Source organism: Streptomyces sp. NPDC028298 (assembly GCF_055565895.1).
The window spans coordinates 775,840-797,182 of the sequence record NZ_JBVHTL010000003.1 but is presented as its reverse complement, the minus strand read 5'-3'; the positions used below and the strand labels follow the sequence as shown (position 1 = coordinate 797,182).

Sequence of the window (21,343 nt, the reverse complement as noted above, 5' to 3'; positions counted from 1 at the left end):
GGTCGGTACGTGTCCGGGGGCGCCGGCGTGTGCCGATGTGCACACGTATCTCTTTGTCGACGGGCTCGACCTGGTGACGCGGAGCTACGGGGGCGCGCTGGGCCTGCACCCCCGGCGGCTCCTTCGCCCCGGCGGGCCTCTCTACCCCTCGGACACGCCGCGCGTCGTGAAGGTGGCCGACCATGGACACGCCGACGCCGACCCCGGCGGACTCACCATCACCGTGCGGCTCCAGGGTGAGACGGTCGTCTGGTCCGAGCTGATGTACCCGGACCTCGAACTCGGGGTCGTCGAGGAGGTCCGCTTCCATCTGGCGCAGTATCTCGGTGAGATCGAGCGGGTCCACGGAGCCTGGCGATGAACATCCCGCGGGACGAGGAGCCCACTCTGGACGCCATCGATGCCGTCGACTGGTCGGCGCTGCCCAATCCGACGGGGGACCACTGGGACGATCCGCGGGGCGTCGCCGACGCGCTGCGACGGCTGGCGGTGTCCACGACGGCCAACGAGACGGGGGACGCCGCGGCGAGCCTCGCCGGCCGCGGCTTCGTCTGGGGCCACGCCGCCATGGTGTTCCCCGCGGCCCACGCGGCCACCCCGATCCTGCTGGACCTCGTCGCGAGCGGTCGGCGGCCGCGCATCAAGGACGTGGCGGTCGGGCTGCTGTCCGACGCGCTGGGCTGCGATCCACCGGCCGGCCACAACCGCGTGGACACCGACTACGGCGCCGGCATCCCTCTCTGCTGTGCCATCGCGCAACGCATCCGCGACCGCCGCGACGTCCTGCTCGCCCACGGGCGCGGCGGCAAGCGGCTCCTTGGTGAGACGGAGCCGCACTGGCGACTGACCGTCGAGGAGGCGGAGTGCCGGCCCGACGGCGGCCGGACCGCCCTCGCCCTCCTCGACGGCGCGCCCTTCACCACACCGGCCGAGGCCGAAGTGCACACACCGGAAGGGGGGTTGTCCGACGCGAACGTGTGGGTCGACGCCCTGACCGTGGACACTTCGGGCGCCGCCGCGGTTCAGCTGAGGGCGACACCCGCCGAGCTCCCTCCGGGCTCCGTTCTCTACCCTGCCGAATGCGGCCTGCGCGAGCACTGAACGGCACGGGTCAGGGCCGCAGGCGGGCGCGTCGACGTCATGCGGCGTCCGGGGGCAGACCGTGGATGCCGTCCTCCACCGGTGCCCCGTCCGGGATCTCCAGAGGCAGGATGCCCCAGTTCCGGGCGATGGCCATGACGTGCTGCTCGTCGGGCATGCCGGCGTGCCAGTCGTCCCAGTCGGCGTCGCTCCAGTCCTCCCGGACCTCCTCCAGCCCCCTCTGTCCGACGCCGAGTCGGCGCTCGATCTCGGTGGGCTCGCCGAACCGCAGGGGCACGTCGCCGGTGCAGCCGTCGTAGCAGTAGGCCCGGACCACTCGGCCGGCCTCCACTCTCGCCCAGGCGTGATCCTCGCCGATGCGATCCGTCCGGAAGTACTGGAAGTCGCCCAGGCTCCGGCCGAGCGACCCGAGCCAGTCCAGGATGGCGGGGCCGTCGGTGCCGCGCCGGTGGTCGAGGTGGATCCGGCCGTGGGCGAGCGTCCAGCCGTCCACGGGGGACGCCACGAACACGCCCCGCCTGTACGCCGCTTCGGTCCCCGTCTCCCAGTCCATCGCCACGCGCCCGACCAGTCCGAGCGCGTCGGCGACCGCTCCGGTGTCGGTGCCGGGCACGGCGAGCCAGGACGTCTTGTAACCCATGCCCATGGCGATCCCCTCTCACGTCTGGGGGTGGATCCTGCCGCACGGCACTGACATCAACCATCGGGCAGCGCCACCCCTCCCCCGGCCCCGTCGCGCCCCGCGTGCCCACGAGCCCCGCCTCGGCGACTCCCCCTCGGGCGAGGCCTCCACGCGGCTCGCGGGGCGCGGGCGCGCGTCCGGCTACGGATACACGTACGTGTTCAGCGTGTTCACCGCCGAGGCCGGGTCGCCCAGGTCGTAGCGGTCGACGGCGAGGTAGTTGGGCTTCTTGCGGGCGGCCGGCTCGCAGAAGCGGCGCGCCCGGTCGGCGAGTTTGGTGTTGTCCGTGCCCGCGGTCCCCGAGAGGGTGACGTCACGGAAGTGGTTCATGACGAAGAGCGGACGGAACCCCGACTCGGTGCGGGTGAGCGGTACGTTCGTGTCCGCGCCGTACCAGCGGCTGTAGCAGGACCAGTCGGAGGAACCGAGGCCCGAGCCCATGGACCAGTAGTTCTCGACGGTCCACTCACGCTGGTACATGACACCGAAGCTGTCCCGGGTCAGTCCGGCCGACTCGTCGGAGGCACGGCTGTGGTCGGTGAAAACCAGCAGGCGCTGCCCGGCGGCGGTCAGGTCGGCGAGCCTGGGCCAGCCGTGCTCGCGCACACCCGTCCGATCCGGCCGGTAGAGCACGTCGGACAGGCCGTTCACCCGCGCGAGTTCGGCGCGCAGGACGCCCGGGTCGACGTAGTCCTCGAGGAACACGGTGACGAACTGATCGGGGTGCTGCTTGAGGAAGTCGACCATGCGCTGGAGGTCGACCCAGAGCGCGACGGGCCTGCTGACCAGGGTGCAACTGTTGTGGCAGAGGATGGCCCCGTCGGGGGTCTGGTGCAGGTCGAGCATGAAACCACGCACACCGTCGGCGAGTTGCTGATCGATGCCGCGCTTCTGGTTCGGTACGAGGTTCACGAAGGGCGGGGCGAAGCCGCCGTCCACCCCGTTCGCGTAGGCGTTGTGGGCGGTGAGGAACGTGACCTGGTCGAGGGTGCGTTGGTCCTGGGGCGGCATCGGCCGGGTCGTGGGCGCGACCGGGGTGAGGTACCAGGACGCGAGGGCGCCCGGCGCGCCGATCGCAAGCTGAGCCGGGTAGTTGGCGCCCGCCGACTTGTCGGTCACGGTCAAGTAGCCGTTCGTCCCGGGGGCTTTGAGGGCGTACTGGTCGGTGCCGTTCGGCGTCACCTCCCAGGCGGCATCCGCGCTCGTACACGCGACGGTCCGGGCCTGGCCGCCCGAGCGGCCCAGGCAACTGCCCGCCGCGTCGGCGCTTTCGAGCACGAAGGAGGAGCCGTTCTGGCGCAGCGTCCACTGCTGGTGGTCCTCGTTGCCCTTGGGGTTGTGCTGGACGACCGCGCCCGCGCTGTCGGCGGCGTTCAGTCCGGTGACGGCACTCTGTACGTAGAAGGCGCCCGATGTGGGCACTTCGGCGGCTCCCGCGGGCGCGGGGGCGGCGACAACGGATCCCAGTACGACGGTGGCGGCGAGCAGGGAGCGTCGGCTCGGTCTCATGGCACGTGATCCCTTCCTGTGGGGAGCATGAGCATGCCATGCAGAGACCTGTCGGCGGGGTGACGACGGTACGGATCACGTCAGGGAGCGCGGCCCGGACCGGACGGGTTCCCTCGCGGCACCGGCGAGTCCGGCGCACCCGCAGGGTGCGGTCAGCCGCCGCCGGTTCGCGTGCCGGGGTGCTCGATCCGCGAGACGAAGGCGGTGAGGTCGGCGACCACGCGCTCGGGCTGTTCCCAGTGCACGGAGTGCCCGGTCTCCGGGTAGGCGAGGAAGTCGGCGCCGTGGACGGCGTCCAGGATGGTCTGCTGGTCCTCGCGCGGCAGGAATTCGTCCTGTTCACCCCAGATGACGAGTGTGGGCACGAGGATGCCGCCGAGGGTCGCGCGGAGATCGGCGTCGAGGAGCCCGCGGGCGGTGTCCTTCCAGACGTGCGCGGGAAGCTTCAGGTTCTCCTCGACCATGGTCTCGACGAACCCCCGGGCGATCGGTCGGGCCACCGTGTCGGCCAGGAAGTCCTCGACGAAGACGCGGGGCACCGGATCGGCCAGGTCCTCCATGGCCGCCACCAGGCCGGTCACCGCCGGCTTGTCCGCGAGAGTGCCGGGGACACCGAGCAGCACCAGACCCGCGATGCGGTCGGGGTGGCTGCCGGCGACGAGTCGGGCCGGTACACCGCCGCTGGACGCCCCGACCAGGACGGCCCGGGGGATGTCGACCGCGTCCAGGAAGGCCACCAGGTCCGCGGCGAAGTCGTCGGGGGTGTAGCCCTCCGGTGGCCGGCCGGCGTCGCCGTGCCCGCGCTGTGTGGGCGCGTATCCGTGCAGGGACGCCGGAAGGCGCCTGAGGAGGGGTTCGAAGGACCACCAGGAGTCGGCCAGACCGTGCACGAACACGACCGGCGTACCACTGGGGTAGCCGGCCTCGGCGTACGGGAGGACGAGACCTTCCCGCACCTGCGCGGACTTCAGGGAGATCACGGTCACGGCACCCTGCCTCCTTCGGCCCTGCCACCGGGGCCCGGAACCCGGGAGCGCAGAGCGAGCGGCGATCACTTCCGACACTACCGAGGGGCGGCACGCGCCGCGCTGTGAACGGGCCCGCCCGCGCCGTTCGAATGAACCGGAGCACGCGCGGGCGTACGCCGGTCCGGGCGAGTGAGGACCCCCTGCCGCCGCGTCGCGGGGAACGGTTAGGGTGTCCGTCGTACCGGACACGGGGTGCCCCGTCCGAGGGCTGAGATCACACCCGTCGAACCTGAACCAGTTCATACTGGCGGAGGGATGTCTTCATGCCATTGGCGCATGTTCCCGGCGGGCTGCCCGCCGACAGCCGGCCTGCCGTCTTCGACGGACGGATGCCGGCCGCACCCGGCGACCTCCGCGTGGAGGGCCACGGCATCGAACCGGTGCCCGAAAGCAACCGGTACGGCGGGGCGGGACGCCTCTTCACCGTCTGGTTCGCTCCGAACCTGACGATGACGGGCGTGTTCACCGGCACGATCGGGATCGCGCTCGGCCTCGACTTCACCACCGCGCTCGCCGCGGTCGTCCTCGGGACCGTGCTCGGCGCGCTGCCCACCGCCTACCTCAGCACCTGGGGCGGCCTCACGGGTACGGGCCAACTCCCCCTCGCGCGGCTGGCGTTCGGCCGGTCCGTGGTGCTTCCCGGCACGCTCCAGTGGCTGTCCTCGGTCGCCTGGGACGCGTTGATCGGCCTGTTCGGCGGGGACGCGCTGGCGCGGCTGTGCGGCTGGCCGTTCTGGCTCGGCGTCCTGGTCATGATGGCCGCGCAGGGGGCGCTCGGTGTCCTCGGCTACGAGGCGATCCACCGCCTCCAGATCGTCATGACGTTCGTGCTCGCCGTGGCCTTCGCGGTGATCGCCTGGCGGATGCTCGACGGGGTCCACCCCGCGACGACCGGGTCCGCCACCGGCGCCGACCGTGCCGGCGCGTTCGTCCTCACCAGCACCATCGCGCTGAGCCTGTCGCTGTCCTGGGCGCCGTACGCCGGTGACTTCAGCCGCTATCTGCCGCGGACGACGTCCCGCCCGCGCATGTTCTGGTGCACCCTGCTCGGACTCGTCGCCTCCTTCGTCGCCGTGCAGGTCCTCGGACTGTGGGGCGCCTCGGTGCTGACCGACCAGACGGCGGCGGGCGTGGACGCGCTGCTCGGCGGCGGCGCCGCGGGCGCGTTCGGGCTGCTGGCCGTGGCGCTGGCCGCCGTGTGCAGCAACGCGATGAACGACTACAGCGGTTCGCTGGCCCTCCAGACCCTGGGGGTGCGGATCCCGCGACCGGTCGCGGCGGCCCTGGCCGCGGCGCTCGGCTTCCCGCTGGTGCTGTGGATGCACGCCGCCGACACGACGGCGCGTTTCCAGAACGTGCTGCTGTTCGTGGGCTGTTGGATTCCCGGGTTCGTCGCGATCGTCGTCGTCGACTGGATCGCCCGGAAGCGGGAGCGCGGAGGCGCCCCGGTGGACGTCGCCGCCGAGCTGTCCCGTCCGCGCCCGGCGTGGCCCTCGCTGGTGGCCTTCGTCGCGGCGTTCGGCGCGGCCGTGCCGTTCATGGACACGAGTCTGTACGTCGGTCCGGTGGCCGACGCGCTGCACGGCGCCGATCTCTCCTACTACGTGGCGTTCCTCGTCGCCCTCGCCCTCTACGCCCCGCTGCGGCTGCGCCGCCGCGTCTGAGGGCCGCCCGTCGCTCAGCCGGTCAGGGCCCCCGTGCCCGAAGCCGTTTCCGAGAGGAACACCCCATGACCACCCCTCCCCGCGTCCTGACGATCGCCGGATCCGACTCCGGCGGAGGCGCCGGAATCCAGGCCGACCTCAAGACCATGCTCGCGCTGGGCGCCCACGGGATGAGCGTGCTCACCGCGGTGACCGCGCAGAACTCCGTGGGCGTACAGGGGGCCTGGGAGCTGTCCGAGGAGGCGGTACGGGCCCAGTACCGCAGTGTCGTCGACGACATCGGCGTCCAGGCGGTGAAGACGGGGATGCTCTCCTCGCCCGAACTCGTCACCACCGTCGCCGAGTTGCTGTCCGACGTGGGCGCCCCGGTCGTCGTGGACCCGGTGAGCGTCTCCAAGCACGGTGACCGGCTGCTGGCCGACGACGCCCTGGACGCCGTACGGACCCGGCTGCTGCCGCGCGCGACCGTGGCCACCCCGAATCTCGACGAGGTCGCCCAGCTCACCGGCGTGAAGGTGGACGGCGAGCCGGACATGCGCCGGGCCGCCGACCTGCTGCTCGCGTTCGGTCCCCGCTGGGTGCTGGTGAAGGGCGGTCATCTGCCGGGCCAGGCCGTCGACCTGCTCACCGACGGAACCGCCGAGCACTGGCTGCGCGCGCCCCGCCACGACAACCGGCACACGCACGGCACGGGCTGCACGCTCGCCTCGGCCGTCGCGGTGGGACTGGCCGAGGGCCTCGACGTGCCGGAGGCGGTACGGCGGGCCAAGGCCTACGTGACCGCCGCGATCGAGGCCGGTTTCGCGCTCGGCGCCGGCATCGGACCGGTGGACCACGGATGGCGGCTGCGCCGGGACGGCTGACCTCGGCGCGCCCCGGCACCCGGCGGCCGGCACCCGTTCCGCCGTCCCCCCCACAGCTCCTGTGCCGAAAGGTGAACACCTGGGCTCCTGGCGGCGTACTGATCGGCACAGCGACAGTCGTCTGCTCGCCCGTCAGGTACGCGGACAGGCAGATCCGGATCCAAGGAGCACACCATGAAGGCGACCGCACAGATCGGCGTCACAGGGCTCGCCGTGATGGGCCGCAATCTGGCCCGCAACTTCGCCCGGAACGGCTACACCGTCGCCGTCCACAACCGCACACCCGCGCGCACCAAGGCACTGGTCGAGGAGTTCGGACACGAGGGCGCCTTCGTCGCGGCCGAGTCGGCCGAGGATTTCGTGGCGGCGCTGGAGCGCCCGCGCCGCCTCATGATCATGGTGCAGGCGGGTGCGGCCACCGACGCCGTCATCGAGGAGTTCGCGCCGCTGCTCGAGACCGGCGACATGATCATCGACGGGGGCAACGCCCACTTCTCCGACACCCGCCGGCGTGAGCAGTCGCTGCGCGAGCGCGGCATCCACTTCGTCGGCGCGGGCGTGTCCGGCGGCGAGGAGGGCGCCCTCAACGGGCCGAGCATCATGCCCGGCGGCTCCCCCGAGTCGTACGCCTCGCTGGGCCCGATGTTCGAGTCGATCAGCGCCAAGGTGGACGGCGAGCCCTGTGCCACGCACATCGGCACCGACGGCGCCGGTCACTTCGTCAAGATGGTGCACAACGGCATCGAGTACGCCGACATGCAGTTGATCGGCGAGGCCTACGACCTGCTCCGCCGCGTCGGGGGCTACACGCCGCCGCAGATAGCGGAGATCTTCCGGCGCTGGAACAAGGGCCGTCTCGACTCGTACCTCATCGAGATCACCGCCGAGGTGCTCGCGCACACGGACGCCGCCACCGGGGAACCCTTCGTCGACATCGTGGTGGACGCCGCGGGGCAGAAGGGCACCGGCCGCTGGACCGTGCAGACCGCCCTGGACCTCGGCTCCCCGGTCACCGCCATCGCGCAGGCCACCTTCGCCCGCGCCGCCTCCAGCCAGGACGCGCTGCGCTCCGCCTACCGCGGTCTGCCCGGCGGCACCCACTGGGACCTGTCCGGGACCGAGGCCGAGCGCTTCACCAGCCAGGTCGAACACGCCCTGTACGCCTCGAAGCTGATCGCCTACGACCAGGGCTGGAAGATGATCCTGGACGCCGCCGCCGAGTACGGCTGGGACATCGACCTCGGTGAGGTGGCGAAGATCTGGCGCGGCGGCTGCATCATCCGCGCGGCGTTCCTCGACCGCATCCGCGCCGCGTACGCCGTCGACCCGGGCCTGGTGAGCCTGCTGTCCGACGCGGGGTTCGCCACCGAGATCAAGGACGCCCAGGTCCCGTGGCGCGAGGTCGTCTCCATCGCCACCCGCAGGGGCGTCCCGGTGCCCGCGTTCTCGGCGGCGCTGTCCTACTACGACACGCTGCGCGCCGACCGCCTGCCGGCCGCCCTCACCCAGGGCCAGCGCGACTTCTTCGGTGCCCACACCTACCGGCGCACCGACCGCCAGGGCAGCTTCCACACGCTGTGGGGCGAGGCGTCCCGCGGCGAGACCGAGATGCTGTGAATCCGGTCGGGAGATGACTGAGCGCGGGGCGGGCCGTGCATCCGTTGCGACGGACGCACGGCCCGCCCGGTCGTGACGGATGGACCGCCCCGCCCCGTCGTGACGGAGGTCCGGCCCCGGCCGTCATGACCGCCGGACGTCTCGACCGGCGCTCGCGCGGGTCTCGTCGGCCGCGGTCACGAGTCGCGCCATCACGGCGGGCGGCAGGGACGGGTTGGCTGCCGCCGCTTCCGCCACCTGCCGGTCGGGGTCGGCGAGCAGGTCCACGATCACCGCCGGCGGCAGGGCCGGGTGCGCGGCGGCCACGGGCCTCGCCCGGTCGTCCGCGAGGCAGGAGAGCAGGGCTTCGCCCGTCGCGTTCGGGTGCCGGGCGACCTCCCGGAGGGCCTTCGGCACCGGTGGCGCCTGACGGGTCAGGTGTTCCAACAGACCCGGACTCGCACCGGGGTTGGCCGCCACCCTGGCGAGCACCCGGACTCCGTGCCGGTCGACCATCGCCCTCAACTGTCCTTCGGAGAGGCCGGGGTGTGGCGCGACGGCCTTGACCACCTTCGCGTCGGCGTCACTTGCCAGCGCGTCGCGTATCCCGGGCGGCAGGTCACGGTGTTGGGCCGCGAGCATGCGGGCCGCCGGGTCCGGCGACCGGGCCAGGTCCGCGAGCTCGGCGGGCGTCGCGGCGGCGACACGGGGAGCGAGCGTGGCCCCGACCTTGGCGGTCCGGGCCAGTTCGGTGAGCACGTCGAGCGGGACGCGGGGATGCCGCGCGAGGCCCCGTCGTACCGATACGTCGCCGTCCCGCGCCAGTACGCGGATGACGTCCTCGCCGATCGCGGGGTTCTCGGCGAGGTCGCCACGGACGCCGGGCACGGGGTCCGTGGCGAGCCGGGCGCACACCTGCGGGGGCAGGTCCTCGCGGGCGGCGAGCGTCAGGCGCAGCAGCACCGAAGGGTGGTCCGCGAAGCCGGCGGCCGCTTCCGTGGGCGTGGCCGGGTTGCCGAGTGCCGCGATCCGCATCCCGTGGACGGCCGACTCGTGGGAACCGTCGCAGGAGTCACCCGGACCCAGGTCGCAGTCCGTCCGGGGGCATTCCGGATCGTGGGTGAAGGGGGTCGCCTCGCGGTCGCAGACGCGGCAGTGCCGCGCGGGCGGCAGTCCTTCTCCGGTGAGGAGCGCGGCCAGTACGTCCGGGGGTGTCGCCTCGTTGCACACCACCGCGCAGCGGACCAGGGCGTGCGGATGCTCCGCGAGCCGCGCGGCCGTCTCCGGTGTGGTCCACAGCGCGAGTTCCGCGACGACGCCGGGATCCGGGTCCGCGGCGAGCCTGTCCACCACGTCGGCCGGGAGGCCCGGACAGGCCGCCAGCCTCTCCCGGCGCTCCGTCATCGGGTCGCCCGCGAAAAGGCGCGCCCAGTCGGGGTTGCCGGACCCCTCGTCGAGCAGGGCGAGGGCGGTGTCCGGCCGGGTGACGGGATCGACGTCGGCGGCCGTCAGCCTCCCGGCGTGGGCGAGCGGCACGCCGCAGTCCGGGTCGCGCGCGAAGAGGGCGACCGCCTGTGCGTGGCTGAGGTCCTCCCGGCCGGCGAGGTCTCGGGCGAGGTCCCCGTCCGCGACCGCGATCAGCCGGTCGACCAGTTCGGAGGGCAGGGCCGGATTGGCGGCGAGACCGCTCAGGACGTGGTTCACAGGGTCATCCTGCCCCGGGTCGCGGTGGAGCGGCCCGGGATTTTCCCCCGCGCGGAGGTCAGTGCGCGGCCAGTCCCTGGGACCTGAACTGGCCCCGGACGCGTTCGGTCAGGTCGGGTCCGGGCACGGGGTTGTCCCGCAGCGGGAAGGGGATGCCCAGGGCTTCGTACTTGGCGGCGCCCAGCTTGTGGAAGGGGAGGACGTCCACGCGGTCGACGTTGCCGAGCCCGGAGAGGAACCGGGCGAGTCCCTCGATGGGCTCGGGCGCGTCGGTGTGGCCGGGGACGAGGACGTAGCGGATCCACACGGGGATGCCGAGGCGATCGAGTCGTGTGGCGAAGTCGAGTGTGGGGGCGAGTTCGCCGCCGGTGAGCTTGCGGTAGGCGTCGGCGTCGAAGGACTTGATGTCGAGGAGCACCAGATCGGTGTCCGCGAGGAGCCGGTCGGTGGCGCGGGCGCCGAGGAACCCGGAGGTGTCCAGGGCCGTGTGCAGTCCGGCCTCCCTGCAGCGGCGCAGCACCGCCGCGGTGAAGGCGGGCTGGAGGAGGGGCTCGCCGCCCGTCACGGTCACCCCTCCCCCGGCGGCGGTGACGAACGGCCGGTACTTCTCGATCTCGGCCATCACCTCGTCGACGGTGGCCTCCCGGCCGTCGCGCATGTGCCAGGTGTCGGGGTTCGCGCAGTAGAGACAGCGCAGCGGGCAGCCGCTGACGAAGAGGACGAACCGGGTCCCGGGACCGTCCACGCCGGTGGACAGGTCCCAGGAGTGGATCCGGCCCGTCGTGGCCGTCCTCACAGCGTTCCGTGGAAGGTGCGGCTGATGACGTCGAGCTGCTGTTCACGGGTCAGGCGGACGAAGTTGACGGCGTAGCCGGAGACCCGGATGGTCAGCTCCGGGTACTTGTCCGGGTGCTCCATCGCGTCCTCCAGGGTCGCCCGGTCCAGGACGTTGACGTTCATGTGGAAGCCGCCGGAGGCCATGTAGCCGTCCAGAATGCCGACCAGATGGCCGGGGCGCTCGGCGGGCACGTGTCCCAGGCCCTCCGGGGTGATCGTCGTCGTCAGCGAGATGCCGTCGCGGGCGTGCTCGTAGGGCAGCTTGGCGACGGAGAGGGCGAAGGCGGCCACCCCGTGCCGGTCGCGGCCGTTCATCGGGTTCGCGCCGGGCGCGAAGGGCGCACCCGCGCGACGGCCGTCCGGCGTGTTGCCGGTGTGCTTGCCGTAGACGACGTTCGAGGTGATCGTCAGCACGGACTGCGTGTGTTCGGCGTCCCGGTAGGTGGGGTGTTCGCGCACCTTCGTCATGAAGGAGTCCACGAGGCCGACGGCGATGGCGTCGGCGCGGTCGTCGTTGTTGCCGTACGCCGGGTACACGCCCTCGGTCTCGTAGTCGACGGCCAGACCGCTCGCGTCGCGGATCACCCTGACCCGGGCGTACTTGACGGCAGAGAGGCTGTCGACGGCCACGGACAGTCCGGCGATGCCGCAGGCCATGAAGCGGTGCACGGGATGGTCGTGGAGCGCCATCTCGACGCGTTCGTAGGCGTACTTGTCGTGCATGTAGTGAATGACGTTGAGGGCGTTGACATAGGTCTCCGCCAGCCAGTCCAGCATGACGTCGTACGCCCGCGTCAGCTCCTCGTAGTCCAGGTACTCCCCCGACAGGGGCGGGGTCTCGGGGGCGATTCGCTCGCCGGTGATCTCGTCCCGGCCGCCGTTGACGGCGTACAGCAGCGCCTTGGCGAGGTTGACGCGGGCTCCGAAGAACTGCATCTGCCGGCCGACCGCCATCGCGGAGACGCAGCAGGCGATCGCGGTGTCGTCGCCGGTGCGGGGCCGCATCAGGTCGTCGGACTCGTACTGGACGGCACTGGTGTCGATGGAGGCCCTGGCGCAGAACTCCTTGAAGCCGGAGGGGAGTCGGGGCGACCAGAGGACGGTAAGGTTGGGCTCGGGGGCCGGTCCCAGGTTGTACAGGGTCTGCAGGAAGCGGAACGAGGTGCGGGTGACGAGCGTGCGGCCGTCCTCGCCGATGCCGCCGATGGACTCCGTGACCCAGGTCGGGTCTCCGGAGAACAGCGCGTCGTACTCGGGTGTGCGCAGGAACCGTACGATGCGCAGCTTGATCACGAAGTCGTCGATCAGTTCCTGGGCACGGGTCTCGTCCAGGACTCCGGTGTCCAGGTCGCGTTGGAGGTAGACGTCCAGGAACGTGGAGGTGCGGCCCAGGGACATGGCCGCGCCGTTCTGTTCCTTCACGGCGGCGAGATAGCCGAGGTAGAGCCACTGCACGGCCTCGTGGGCGGTGGCGGCGGGTCGTGCGACGTCGCAGCCGTAGGTGGCGGCCATCCGGGTCAGTTCGCCCAGCGCCTTGATCTGCTCGGCGAGTTCCTCGCGGTCGCGGATGATGTGCTCGGTGGACGGCGCGGCGTCCAGACCGGCGCGTTCGGCGCGCTTCGCGGCGATGAGCCGGTCCGTGCCGTACAGCGCCACGCGCCGGTAGTCGCCGATGATGCGGCCCCGGCCGTACGCGTCGGGCAGGCCGGTGATGATGCCGGCCTTGCGGGCGGCGCGCATCGCGGGGGTGTACGCGTCGAAGACGCCGTCGTTGTGGGTCTTGCGGTAGGTCCCGAAGACCTTGGTGACGAACGGGTCCGGTTCGTAGCCGTACGCCTTCAGTCCGTTCTCGACCATGCGCAGACCGCCGTTGGGCATGATGGCGCGCTTCAGCGGCGCGTCGGTCTGGAGGCCGACGATCAGCTCCCGCTCGCGGTCGATGTATCCGGGGGCGTGTGAGGTGATCGTGGACGGGGTCGCGGTGTCGACTTCGAGGATTCCCCTCGCGCGCTCCTCGGGGAAGAGCGCGCCGACCGTGCCCCAGACGGCCCGGGTGCGGTCCGTCGGTCCGGTCAGGAAGGACGCGTCTCCTTCGTACGGCGTGTAGTTGGCCTGGATGAAGTCGCGTACGTCGATCCGCTCGCGCCACGACGTTCCCGCGAAGCCCTGCCATGCAGGGGCCGTCCGGCCCTCGGCCGTCATCGTTGTCGTCATCGCCGGTCTCCCTCGCACGTCGGACGGTCGGCGCCTTCCGCGCTCTCCGCACCTTCGATGGTTGTCCTGCACGGTGGGCCCGGCGAGGGCCGGAGGGTACCGGCGCGGTCGCCGAAGGGCCTTGCGACCGGGCCGTTCGGCCCCGGGGGTCAGGTGGGCAGATCGACCCCGTACAGCGTGCGCCCTCCCACGAGCTCGCGTCCGGTGACCAGTTCGGACGTGATCCGGATGAAGACGTCGTGGGGCGAGGCCACCCAGGAGTGGGGTCCGGTCCGGGTGAGGCGGTCGTGTTCGGCGGGGTCGCTCACCACCTGGGCGCGGCCCGTGACGACCACGCTCCAGCCGGAGTGCGCGGCCGCGTCCACCGCGTCGGCCTCGAACGCCACGACCACGCCGTCGATGGAGCGGGCCAGTTCCGAGTCGGCCGACGTCCGCAGCACGACGGCGGACCCCGGGTCGAGACTGAAATTGACCGGCAGGACGGCGGGCAGGGCGTCCCGCGTGTGGACGACCCTGCCGATCGGCGCGCGGCCGAGCCGGTCCAGGCACTCCTGCCGGCCGAGTTCACGGAAGCCGTCTTCGGGATGCATCAGCGGAGCCACCTCTCATGCGTCGGGGCCCGCGTCAGTGGACGACGATCCGGCGGCCCGAGATCCTGTCCTCGTCGACGCGCACCCACAGGTCGCGTTCCGCGCCGCCCGCCCAGGGACGGCTGTGGGCGAGGGCGTCGAACCGCCGGACCACGTCGGCGCCGGTCACGGCACGGGCGCGTCCCTGGACGAGCACGCTCCAGCCCTGGCTGAGGGCCTCGTCGATGTGATCCACCTCGAAGGCGACGTGCGCCCCGACCGCCGCGGCGAGCACCGAACCGGGCGCCGTCCTGAAGGCGACCGCCCCGTCGACGACGCTGTAGTTGACCGGAAGGACGACCAGTCCGTCGGTCGTGTGGGCGGCGATCCTTCCGACGCCGTGCGTCGACAGCCGTGCCCGGCACTCCGCGGGGTCGAGTTCGATCAGCTCGGAGTGAGCGGCGGCCCGGCCGGGGCCCGGCGGCCGGCCGGTCCCGGCGCCGTGCAGAGCCGCGACGCTGGTGTCGAGGGCGTCCGCGATCCGGATCAGGGCGCTCGTCCCGGGAGTCGCGTTGGGCTGCTGCTCCAGATACCGGAGGTAGCCCGCCGCGACGCCCGCGCGGACGGCCGTGTCCTGCCGGGTCAGGCCGAGTTCCTCACGCCGCGCGGCGATGCGCCGCCCGACGTCTCCCGCTCCGGTCGCCGGTCGCGTGTCATCCATCGTGACGCTTCGTGTCTGCTCGGACATCACCATCACTACCCTTCCGGCGGGGCCTCCCCGGCGGTGAAGGGCTCCACGAGCGCGGGTGGAGGCCTCCACGAGCGGAGTGTCCCGACGAGTGGAACGTCCCGGCGGCCAGGACGGGCATCGCCTCGCCAACGGCTCGTCCAGGACGCGAATAGAACTCGTACATCCACCCTGACCGGGGAAGATGCCGCGCGCATGGGCCGATCGGGCCCCATCTCGGGACCGGAAGACCTCTGCCACCGCTCGCGCGCGCAGCGATCCCCTTGCACTGTTGGGGTGTAACGAGGAGGTGCGGTGCCATGCGCGGAGCACAGAGTGCGAGGCAGTGGTGCTGGCGCTGGCGGAGGAATCCGCTGCGTCGCCGTGACGACGTCTTCGAGGCGTGGATCGTGCTGATCGTCTGGACGGTGATGGTGCTGGGCGGCATCCTCGCCGGACTGGTGACGGCCCACGCCGCCGACGAATCCTTCACGCGGCTGCGCCACGACCGGCACGCCGTCCCGGCCGTCCTGGTCGCCGGTACGGGATCGGCGGTTCCCGCCGGGGAGAGCGCGGTCTACGACCATGTCCGGGCGACGGTCAGATGGACCGCCGCGAACGGGGCGCCGCGCGTCGGCAGTGCCCTGGTGGAATCCGGGCACAAGGCCGGATCGCACGTGGTGATCTGGCTGGACGAGCGGGGCCGGCCCACCACGGCACCGCCCACCACGAGCGCCGCGGCCACCGAGTCCACCCTGCTGGGCATCGGCGCCGCCGTGGCCCTGTGCGGTCTGGTCTTCGGCGCCGGCGGACTCGCCCGGTGGCGGCTCGACCAGGGGCGCTACAACCGCTGGGAGCGCGAGTGGGAACGGCTCGGCCCGCAGTGGGGGCACAAGACGCCCTGACGCCAGGTGTCCCGCGGTCCGTACCGCGGGACACCGAGCCGTCCGCCGTTCCGGGCGGTCAGTCGTGCGGGACGACCGCCACCGGTGCCGTGGAGTGGTGCAGCACCGCCTGGGTCACCGGACCGATGTGACCGCCCACCGGGGACTGCCGGTTCCGGCGGCCGACCACGACCAGCGCGGCGTCGCGCGAGGCCTCCACGAGATGCGGCCCCGCGCCGCCGATCACGGCCTGCCGGCGCACCTCGACCGCCGGGAACTTCTCCCGCCAGGGGGCCAGTGTCTCGGTGAGCCGGCGCTGCGCCTCGGTGAGCAGGTCCGCGTTGACGTCCGCGTCGAAGGCGCCGCCGTAGCCGTAGTACGGCGGCGGGCTCCAGCCGTGGATGACGTGCAGGCCGGTCGCCCTGTGGGCCGCCGAGCGGAAGGCGAACCCGATCACGGCGGCGTCCGGGTGCTCCAGGTCGAGGCCGAGCACGACCTCCTCGCGCCCGGGGGCGTCCTCGGCGGCCGGCGGCGCGTCGGCTCGTACGAGAACGACCGGTGTCCGGCTCCGGGCCACCACGGCCTGTGCCACGGACCCGGTCAGGAAGCCGGTGACGCCGCCGAGGCCCCTGGACCCGAGCACCAGCAGTTCGGCGCCCTCGGCGGCGGCCAGGAGCGCGGGGACGGGCTGCTCGGCGACGCGCTCCGCGGTGACGGACAGACCGGGGTGGTCCGCGGCGAGCTTGGCCGCGGTCTCGTGCGGGAGACGTTCGGCCCACTCCCGCTGCGGGTCCTCCGAGGGCGGCGGAACCGCGACGCCCGCCGGGAGGCCGTACACGTAGGGATGCCACAGCCAGGCGTGCACGAGGTGCAGCCGGGCGTCCGTGCGCCGGGCTTCACCGGCCGCCCACTCGGTTGCGGCGAGGCTTTCGGGCGAGCCGTCGAGACCGACGACGATGGTGCGGGACATCTGGGGACCTCCTTGGGGATGCAGGACGAGTCTCGCGTCGCGCGCGGGCCCGGAGGAGGGGCCGCTGGTCCTCGGCGGGGGCCAACCGGCCCATGTGAGAAGGGACTTCATGCTTCCGGGCAGGGACTTCATGTCCCCCGTGCGACGACGCGTCCGACCGCGGCGCCCTCACGTCGCCGCGAGGGTGCCGCGAGGGTGCGGTCGCGGTCACCGCAGCCAGGGGCTCCGGCTCACCACGGGAAGCCGCTCCCACAGGCGGCCCAGACCCCAGGTGGCGCCGGCGCCCGCGACGGCGAGCGCCACGAGGACGACCGCGTAGATCACGTGGTAGTCGACGAAGGGGTTGGGCGACATGCTCGGCGAGCCGTCGGACAGGTGGCGGGCCGACGGCCATTCGGCGAGCCACATGAACGCCATCATCACCGTGCCGGCGACCGCGGCGAGCCGCAGGGCGACACCGGCGACGAGGGCGACGCCGATGCCGAGCAGGCCCGCCATGAACAGCCAGTCCACCCAGGCGGCACCGGCCCAGGAGTGGAACGTCGACTCCATCGGTCCGGCGGCCACTCCGCCGAGGAATCCCCTGGTGGGTGAGCCGCCGTCGATCCAGCCCTTGCCGGACGGGGTGGCGTAGCCGAACCCGAAGGCCTTGTCGAGGAAGGCCCACAGGAAGACGAAGCCCGTCAGGAGGCGCAGACCCGCGAGGGCGTACGAACGGATCGTCGTGGCCGAGGTGTTCGCGGCCTCTCCCGACGCCTGTGCCGACCGGATCCCGCGCGACAGAAGGTGGAACCCTGTGTGCCGGTGAGGTTGCTCGTGGACTGCCATGATGCTGATCCCTCCCAGGGGTGTTCGAGGTCGGGCCCGGTCTCGGGCTCCGCTGTGATCGCCTCCGTTGCGCCTTCAATGTCCCGCGGCCGCAAGGGAGTTCGGAGGGGCCGCGAGTCCCTGGCGACGGGCCGAAGGTCCCTGCCGCGCCGCACGCCCGGCGCGGGACCGGGTGACCGGCTCCGCCCACGGTCCGCGCCCGTGCCATGCGGACCGCCATCGGGGCCGGACGGCCCATGGCGGCGGACGGACTGCGGGCGGAGATTCGAGAGGGAAGGGTCACGCGCCAGGAAGAGGCAGGATCATGAGCACTTCCACCACGTCCACCATGCTGCGGGCGCTGCCCGCCGATCACCGGGAGCGCCTCCTGGGGCTGGCCCGCGAGGTGTCGTTCCCCGAGGGCACCCGGCTCTTCGAAGAGGGCCGCAACGCGGACCGGTTCTGGATCGTCCGGACCGGCACGGTGGCCCTCGACCTGCGGGTCCCGGGCCGCCGCGCGGCCGTCATCGAGATGCTCGGGCACAACGAACTCGTCGGCTGGTCCTGGCTGTTCGCCCCGCACGTCTGGCATCTGGGCGCCGAGACGACGAGTCCCGTGCGCGCCTACGAGTTCGACGCCGAGGACGTCCGGGCGCTGTGCCGCGAGGATTCCGAGCTGGGGATGGCCGTGACCGCGTGGGTCGGCGGGATCGTCGCCCACCGGCTCCAGTCGGCCCGGACCCGGCTGCTCGACCTGTACGCCCCCTACGGAAGCGGCAGCGCACGCTGAGAACGGGCGGCGGGCTCCGGACCTGTCCGCGACGCGGAGCGCGAGCGGACGCGGATAGGGCCGGTCGGCCCTAGTGCGGCCGGGCCGGAAGCGTGATGATCGACGTGAGGGGACTCGCGATCCGTGGTCCGTCACTGAACGAGGGGTCGTCATGGCCGAGGTGCGTACGTTCTCCGAGCGCGACCCGATCAGGGTCTTCCTGCTCGACGACCACGAGGTGGTGCGCCGTGGTCTGACCGACCTCCTGGACGCCGAGCCGGACATCTCGGTGGTCGGCGACGCGGACAGCGTGGAGCACGCCCTCGTGCGCGGCCCCGCGCTGCGCCCCGACGTGGCCGTCCTCGACGTACGCCTGCCGGACGGCGACGGGATCAGTGTCTGCCGCGAGCTGCGCAGCCAGATGCCCGAGCTGTCCTGTCTGATGCTGACGTCGTTCGACGACGAGGAGGCGCTGCTCGACGCGATCATGGCCGGGGCGTCGGGCTACGTGCTGAAGCAGATCAAGGGGTCCGACCTGATCTCGGCGGTCCGTACCGTCGCGTCCGGCCAGTCGATGCTGGACCCCACGACGACCGCCCGGCTGATGCGCAAGCTGCGGGCGGACCCGGCCGAGGAGCCGCCCGTCGCGCAGGAGCTCGCCGGCCTCTCCCCGCGCGAGCGGGACATCCTGGCGCTGATCGGGGACGGGCTCACGAACCGGGAGATCGGCAAGGAGCTCTATCTGTCGGAGAAGACGGTGAAGAACCACATCTCCCGGCTGCTGGCCAAGCTCGGCGTCCAGCGCCGCGTCCAGGCCGCGGTCCTCGCCAACCAGCTCGAACACCCGGAAGCGGCCGGCCACCACTCGGGGCGCTGAGTCCCGCCCCGGCTCACCCCCGCGCGTGCCCGGCGCCGGTCACGGTCGCCGGTCGGGCAGGGTGAGCATGCAGGACTCCCCCGGTGCCACCGTGACCGTGCGGTCCGCCAGGGTGATGTCGATCGGCGGCTCGTCCGACGCGGGCACGCTGACGTTCAGCCGCCCCGCGCTCAGGCGCAGGTGGACTCCACGGTGACCGCGGTAGCGGATCGACAGACCGTACTCGGACAGCTCGGCCAGCGGCACCGGGTCGAACCGCAGCGCCCCGCCGCGGGTCTCCAGGCCGGTCAGCCCGCGCTGGACGAGGTCGAGGGTGCCCGCCATCGCGCCCAGGTGGATGCCCTCCGCCGTGGTGCCGCCCTGGAGGTCGGCGATGTCGCCCTGGAGCGCCTCGTGGATGTAGGTCCATGCCTCGACGCGCCGGGCCCGGCCCAGCACCCAGCCGTGCACCAGGCTGCTCAGCGTCGAGCCGTGGCTCGTACGCCTCAGGTAGTGGTCGACGGTGCGCCGCCAGAGGGCGTCGTCGACCTCGTGGCCGAGCCTTCGGAACAGGGCGCCCAGTTCGGCGGGCGAGAAGAGATAGCCCAGCATCAGCACGTCCGCCTGCTTCGAGGCCTGGTACCGGTTGACGCTGTCGCCCTCGGCCTCCAGGATCCGGTCGAGCCGCCGGATGTCGCCGTACCGCTTCCGGTAGCCCTCCCAGTCGAGCTCCGCGAGGTCCCCGTACCCCTCGAACTGACTGACGACCCCGGCGTGGAAGGGCACGTGCAGTCCGTTCGCCACCTCGTGCCACAGGTCGAGTTCGGCGGGGTCGAGGCCGGTCCGCTCGACCAGGTCCCGGCGCAGCAGCTCGGGCAGCTCGCCCAGCACGTCGAGCGTGCGGCAGAGCACCCAGGCGGCGGTGACGTTGGTGTACGCGTTGTCGTCGAGCCCGGGCCGGGCGGCGTCCGGGTAGGCGTCGTGGTACTCGTCGGGGCCCACGACACCGCGGATCCGGTACCGCCCGAGGGCGCCGTCGTACTCGGCGAAGCCGGCCCAGAAGCGGGAGATCTGCACGAGCATCTCGATGCCCTTGGTGTGCAGGAACTCGGCGTCGCCGCTGGCCTCGCAGTACTGCCACACGTTGTAGGCGATCGCCGATCCGACGTGGTGCTGGAGGTGCGAGTGGTCCGGCAGCCAGCGCCCGGAACGCGGGTTCAGATGAAGTCGCTGGGTCTCCTCCCGTCCGTCGCTGCCGCTCTGCCACGGGTACATCGCGCCGGTGCGGCCGGCGTCCTGGGCCGCGCGGCAGGCCCGCTCCAGGCGGCGGTGGCGGTAGGTGAGCAGGGCGCGGGAGACCTCGGGGAAGTGGAGGTTCAGATACGGCAGCACGAACAGTTCGTCCCAGAAGACGTGCCCGCGGTAGGCCTCGCCGTGCAGGCCGCGCGCCGGGACGCCGACGTCGAGCTCGCCGGTGTGCGGGGAGAGCGTCTGGAGCAGGTGGAACTGGTGCAGGCGCAGGATCGAGCCCACGCTGTCGCGTACGTCGAGTTCGGCGGTGCGCCACAGTTGCTGCCAGGCGGTGCGGTGGGTGTCCAGGAGCGTCTCGAAGTCCGGGGCGTGCCCGACGCGGTCCACGGCCGCGTTCAGCGGGTCCTTGATCGCCAGGTCGTGGGAGGTGTGGAGGGCCACGGTCTTGTCCACGGTCACGGTCCGGCCGTCGGTGAGCGTGATCCTGAGCGACTGGGCGGCGCGTCCCGGGGTGTGCGCGTCCGTGGTGTCGGCGGGCGCGTCGGTGACGGTCCTGGCGGCCAGCCCGATGCCGGTCTCCGAGGCGGTGGTGCGGCAGCGCAGCCAGACCGTGTCCGGCTTCCCGGTCCCGGTGCCGACGTCCGTCAGGTGGCGGGAGGCGAGGGAGCGATAGCGCTCGACCCCGCTGTTGGTGACGGTCCCGTCGAGGGCCGACTCGATCTCGACGGGACCGGACCAGCCCTCGGCCGTCAGCTCCGTGCGCAGCAGGGCGAGGTGGGGATCGCCCATGTGGACCAGGCGGAGCTGGCGCACGGCGAGGTGCCGGCCCTCCTCGTCCTCGTAGCGCGAGACACGCTCCAGGGTGCCCGCGACCAGGTCGAGGCGCAGCCGGTGGTCGAGCAGGCGGTGGGTGTCGGGGGTGAGCCAGGTCCCGGTGGCGGTCCGTACGCGCAGGGGAAGCCAGTTGGGGAGGTTGACCATGTCCTCGTTCTCGACCTGCTGCCCGGCCACCTGTGAGGTCAGCCGGTTGTAGCAGCCCGCCGCGTACGTGCCCGGGTAGTGGACGGAGTCGGCCGCGCACTCGGGGGCCGCTCCCCGGGTCGCGAAGTACCCGTTGCCGAGGGTGCACAGCGATTCGCGCAGGCGTTCCTGCGCCGGGTGGTAGCCCTCGTAGTCCCAGGTGAGGTCGTCCATGCCCCCATCCTCCGGTACGGGCGGCCCGCCGTCCTCGCGGCACGCGCGCGGCGACGGCGGGCCGCTGCCGTGCCCGTCGGCCGCCGCCGCGTACCCACGGGCGGCGGCACGCTGCTCC

General features: G+C 72.5%; 19 protein-coding genes and 1 riboswitch. Of the genes, 8 read left to right on the top strand and 11 right to left on the bottom strand.

Going from position 1 to position 21,343, the window contains the following annotated elements; all coding sequences use genetic code 11:
* The first annotated feature begins 37 nt into the window (after positions 1-37).
* Positions 38-361, top strand: a complete 324-nt coding sequence (locus tag ACZ4TO_RS18590) for a hypothetical protein (RefSeq protein ID WP_382794931.1) — start codon at positions 38-40, stop codon at positions 359-361.
* Complete coding sequence (locus ACZ4TO_RS18585) at positions 358-1,101, top strand: hypothetical protein (RefSeq protein WP_468024750.1); 744 nt, start codon at positions 358-360, stop codon at positions 1,099-1,101. The genes ACZ4TO_RS18590 and ACZ4TO_RS18585 overlap by 4 nt, the downstream gene beginning before the upstream one ends.
* 37 nt (positions 1,102-1,138) lie before the next feature.
* Here the strand turns inward: ACZ4TO_RS18585 and ACZ4TO_RS18580 are convergent, their stop codons facing one another.
* The 3 genes from ACZ4TO_RS18580 to ACZ4TO_RS18570 form a co-directional block, all read right to left on the bottom strand.
* Entirely contained in the window at positions 1,139-1,747 is a 609-nt protein-coding gene (locus ACZ4TO_RS18580; RefSeq protein ID WP_382794925.1) for a hypothetical protein, read from the bottom strand.
* A gap of 177 nt (positions 1,748-1,924) precedes the next feature.
* The gene (locus tag ACZ4TO_RS18575) at positions 1,925-3,292 is read right to left on the bottom strand and encodes a phosphoinositide-specific phospholipase C-related protein (protein WP_451075769.1); all 1,368 of its coding nucleotides are present in this window, start codon (positions 3,290-3,292) and stop codon (positions 1,925-1,927) included.
* A 152-nt stretch (positions 3,293-3,444) separates the two neighbouring features.
* On the bottom strand, positions 3,445-4,278 hold the full coding sequence (locus ACZ4TO_RS18570; RefSeq protein WP_468024749.1) for an alpha/beta fold hydrolase: 834 nt from the start codon (positions 4,276-4,278) through the stop codon (positions 3,445-3,447).
* A 220-nt stretch (positions 4,279-4,498) separates the two neighbouring features.
* A riboswitch (TPP riboswitch) is annotated at positions 4,499-4,593 on the top strand.
* On the opposite strand from ACZ4TO_RS18570, the gene ACZ4TO_RS18565 reads away from it, so the two are divergent.
* From ACZ4TO_RS18565 to gndA, 3 genes are all read left to right on the top strand, one after another.
* Entirely contained in the window at positions 4,584-5,984 is a 1,401-nt protein-coding gene (locus ACZ4TO_RS18565; RefSeq protein ID WP_468024748.1) for a purine-cytosine permease family protein, read from the top strand. It overlaps the preceding riboswitch by 10 nt.
* Before the next feature lie 65 nt (positions 5,985-6,049).
* Positions 6,050-6,847, top strand: a complete 798-nt coding sequence (thiD, locus tag ACZ4TO_RS18560; protein ID WP_385045257.1) for a bifunctional hydroxymethylpyrimidine kinase/phosphomethylpyrimidine kinase — start codon at positions 6,050-6,052, stop codon at positions 6,845-6,847.
* Positions 6,848-7,021: 174 nt separating this feature from the next.
* Positions 7,022-8,464: an NADP-dependent phosphogluconate dehydrogenase gene (gene gndA, locus ACZ4TO_RS18555; RefSeq protein ID WP_382794909.1), complete on the top strand. Its 1,443-nt coding sequence runs from the start codon at positions 7,022-7,024 to the stop codon at positions 8,462-8,464.
* Positions 8,465-8,587: 123 nt separating this feature from the next.
* On the opposite strand, the gene ACZ4TO_RS18550 is transcribed toward gndA, so the two are convergent.
* The 5 genes from ACZ4TO_RS18550 to ACZ4TO_RS18530 all read right to left on the bottom strand — a co-directional run bounded on the left by ACZ4TO_RS18550 (position 8,588) and on the right by ACZ4TO_RS18530 (position 14,488).
* Positions 8,588-10,147 (bottom strand): hypothetical protein, encoded by a 1,560-nt coding sequence (locus ACZ4TO_RS18550; RefSeq protein ID WP_468024747.1) that lies wholly within the window; start codon positions 10,145-10,147, stop codon positions 8,588-8,590.
* Positions 10,148-10,205: 58 nt separating this feature from the next.
* Entirely contained in the window at positions 10,206-10,943 is a 738-nt protein-coding gene (gene pflA, locus ACZ4TO_RS18545; RefSeq protein WP_468024746.1) for a pyruvate formate-lyase-activating protein, read from the bottom strand.
* Entirely contained in the window at positions 10,940-13,198 is a 2,259-nt protein-coding gene (pflB, locus tag ACZ4TO_RS18540; RefSeq protein WP_468024745.1) for a formate C-acetyltransferase, read from the bottom strand. Before pflB ends, pflA begins: the two co-directional genes overlap by 4 nt.
* A 149-nt stretch (positions 13,199-13,347) precedes the next feature.
* Positions 13,348-13,788: a pyridoxamine 5'-phosphate oxidase family protein gene (locus ACZ4TO_RS18535; protein WP_382794898.1), complete on the bottom strand. Its 441-nt coding sequence runs from the start codon at positions 13,786-13,788 to the stop codon at positions 13,348-13,350.
* A 34-nt stretch (positions 13,789-13,822) separates the two neighbouring features.
* Complete coding sequence (locus tag ACZ4TO_RS18530; RefSeq protein ID WP_468024744.1) at positions 13,823-14,488, bottom strand: helix-turn-helix domain-containing protein; 666 nt, start codon at positions 14,486-14,488, stop codon at positions 13,823-13,825.
* Positions 14,489-14,814: 326 nt separating this feature from the next.
* Here ACZ4TO_RS18530 and ACZ4TO_RS18525 point away from each other — a divergent pair, with 326 nt between their 5' ends.
* Positions 14,815-15,399, top strand: a complete 585-nt coding sequence (locus ACZ4TO_RS18525; protein WP_382794891.1) for an Rv1733c family protein — start codon at positions 14,815-14,817, stop codon at positions 15,397-15,399.
* Between the two features lie 58 nt (positions 15,400-15,457).
* On the opposite strand, the gene ACZ4TO_RS18520 is transcribed toward ACZ4TO_RS18525, so the two are convergent.
* Entirely contained in the window at positions 15,458-16,348 is an 891-nt protein-coding gene (locus ACZ4TO_RS18520; protein ID WP_468024743.1) for a universal stress protein, read from the bottom strand.
* Positions 16,349-16,555: 207 nt separating this feature from the next.
* On the bottom strand, positions 16,556-17,176 hold the full coding sequence (locus ACZ4TO_RS18515; RefSeq protein ID WP_468024742.1) for a hypothetical protein: 621 nt from the start codon (positions 17,174-17,176) through the stop codon (positions 16,556-16,558).
* 304 nt (positions 17,177-17,480) lie between these two features.
* On the opposite strand from ACZ4TO_RS18515, the gene ACZ4TO_RS18510 reads away from it, so the two are divergent.
* Together ACZ4TO_RS18510 and ACZ4TO_RS18505 are read left to right on the top strand one after the other, a co-directional pair.
* On the top strand, positions 17,481-17,945 hold the full coding sequence (locus tag ACZ4TO_RS18510) for a Crp/Fnr family transcriptional regulator (protein ID WP_382794883.1): 465 nt from the start codon (positions 17,481-17,483) through the stop codon (positions 17,943-17,945).
* Between the two features lie 151 nt (positions 17,946-18,096).
* The gene (locus tag ACZ4TO_RS18505; RefSeq protein ID WP_382794880.1) at positions 18,097-18,801 is read left to right on the top strand and encodes a response regulator; all 705 of its coding nucleotides are present in this window, start codon (positions 18,097-18,099) and stop codon (positions 18,799-18,801) included.
* A gap of 39 nt (positions 18,802-18,840) precedes the next feature.
* Here the strand turns inward: ACZ4TO_RS18505 and ACZ4TO_RS18500 are convergent, their stop codons facing one another.
* A complete protein-coding gene (locus ACZ4TO_RS18500; RefSeq protein ID WP_385045236.1) occupies positions 18,841-21,225 on the bottom strand; it encodes a glycoside hydrolase family 65 protein in 2,385 nt (794 codons plus the stop codon).
* Between the last annotated feature and the right edge of the window lie 118 nt (positions 21,226-21,343).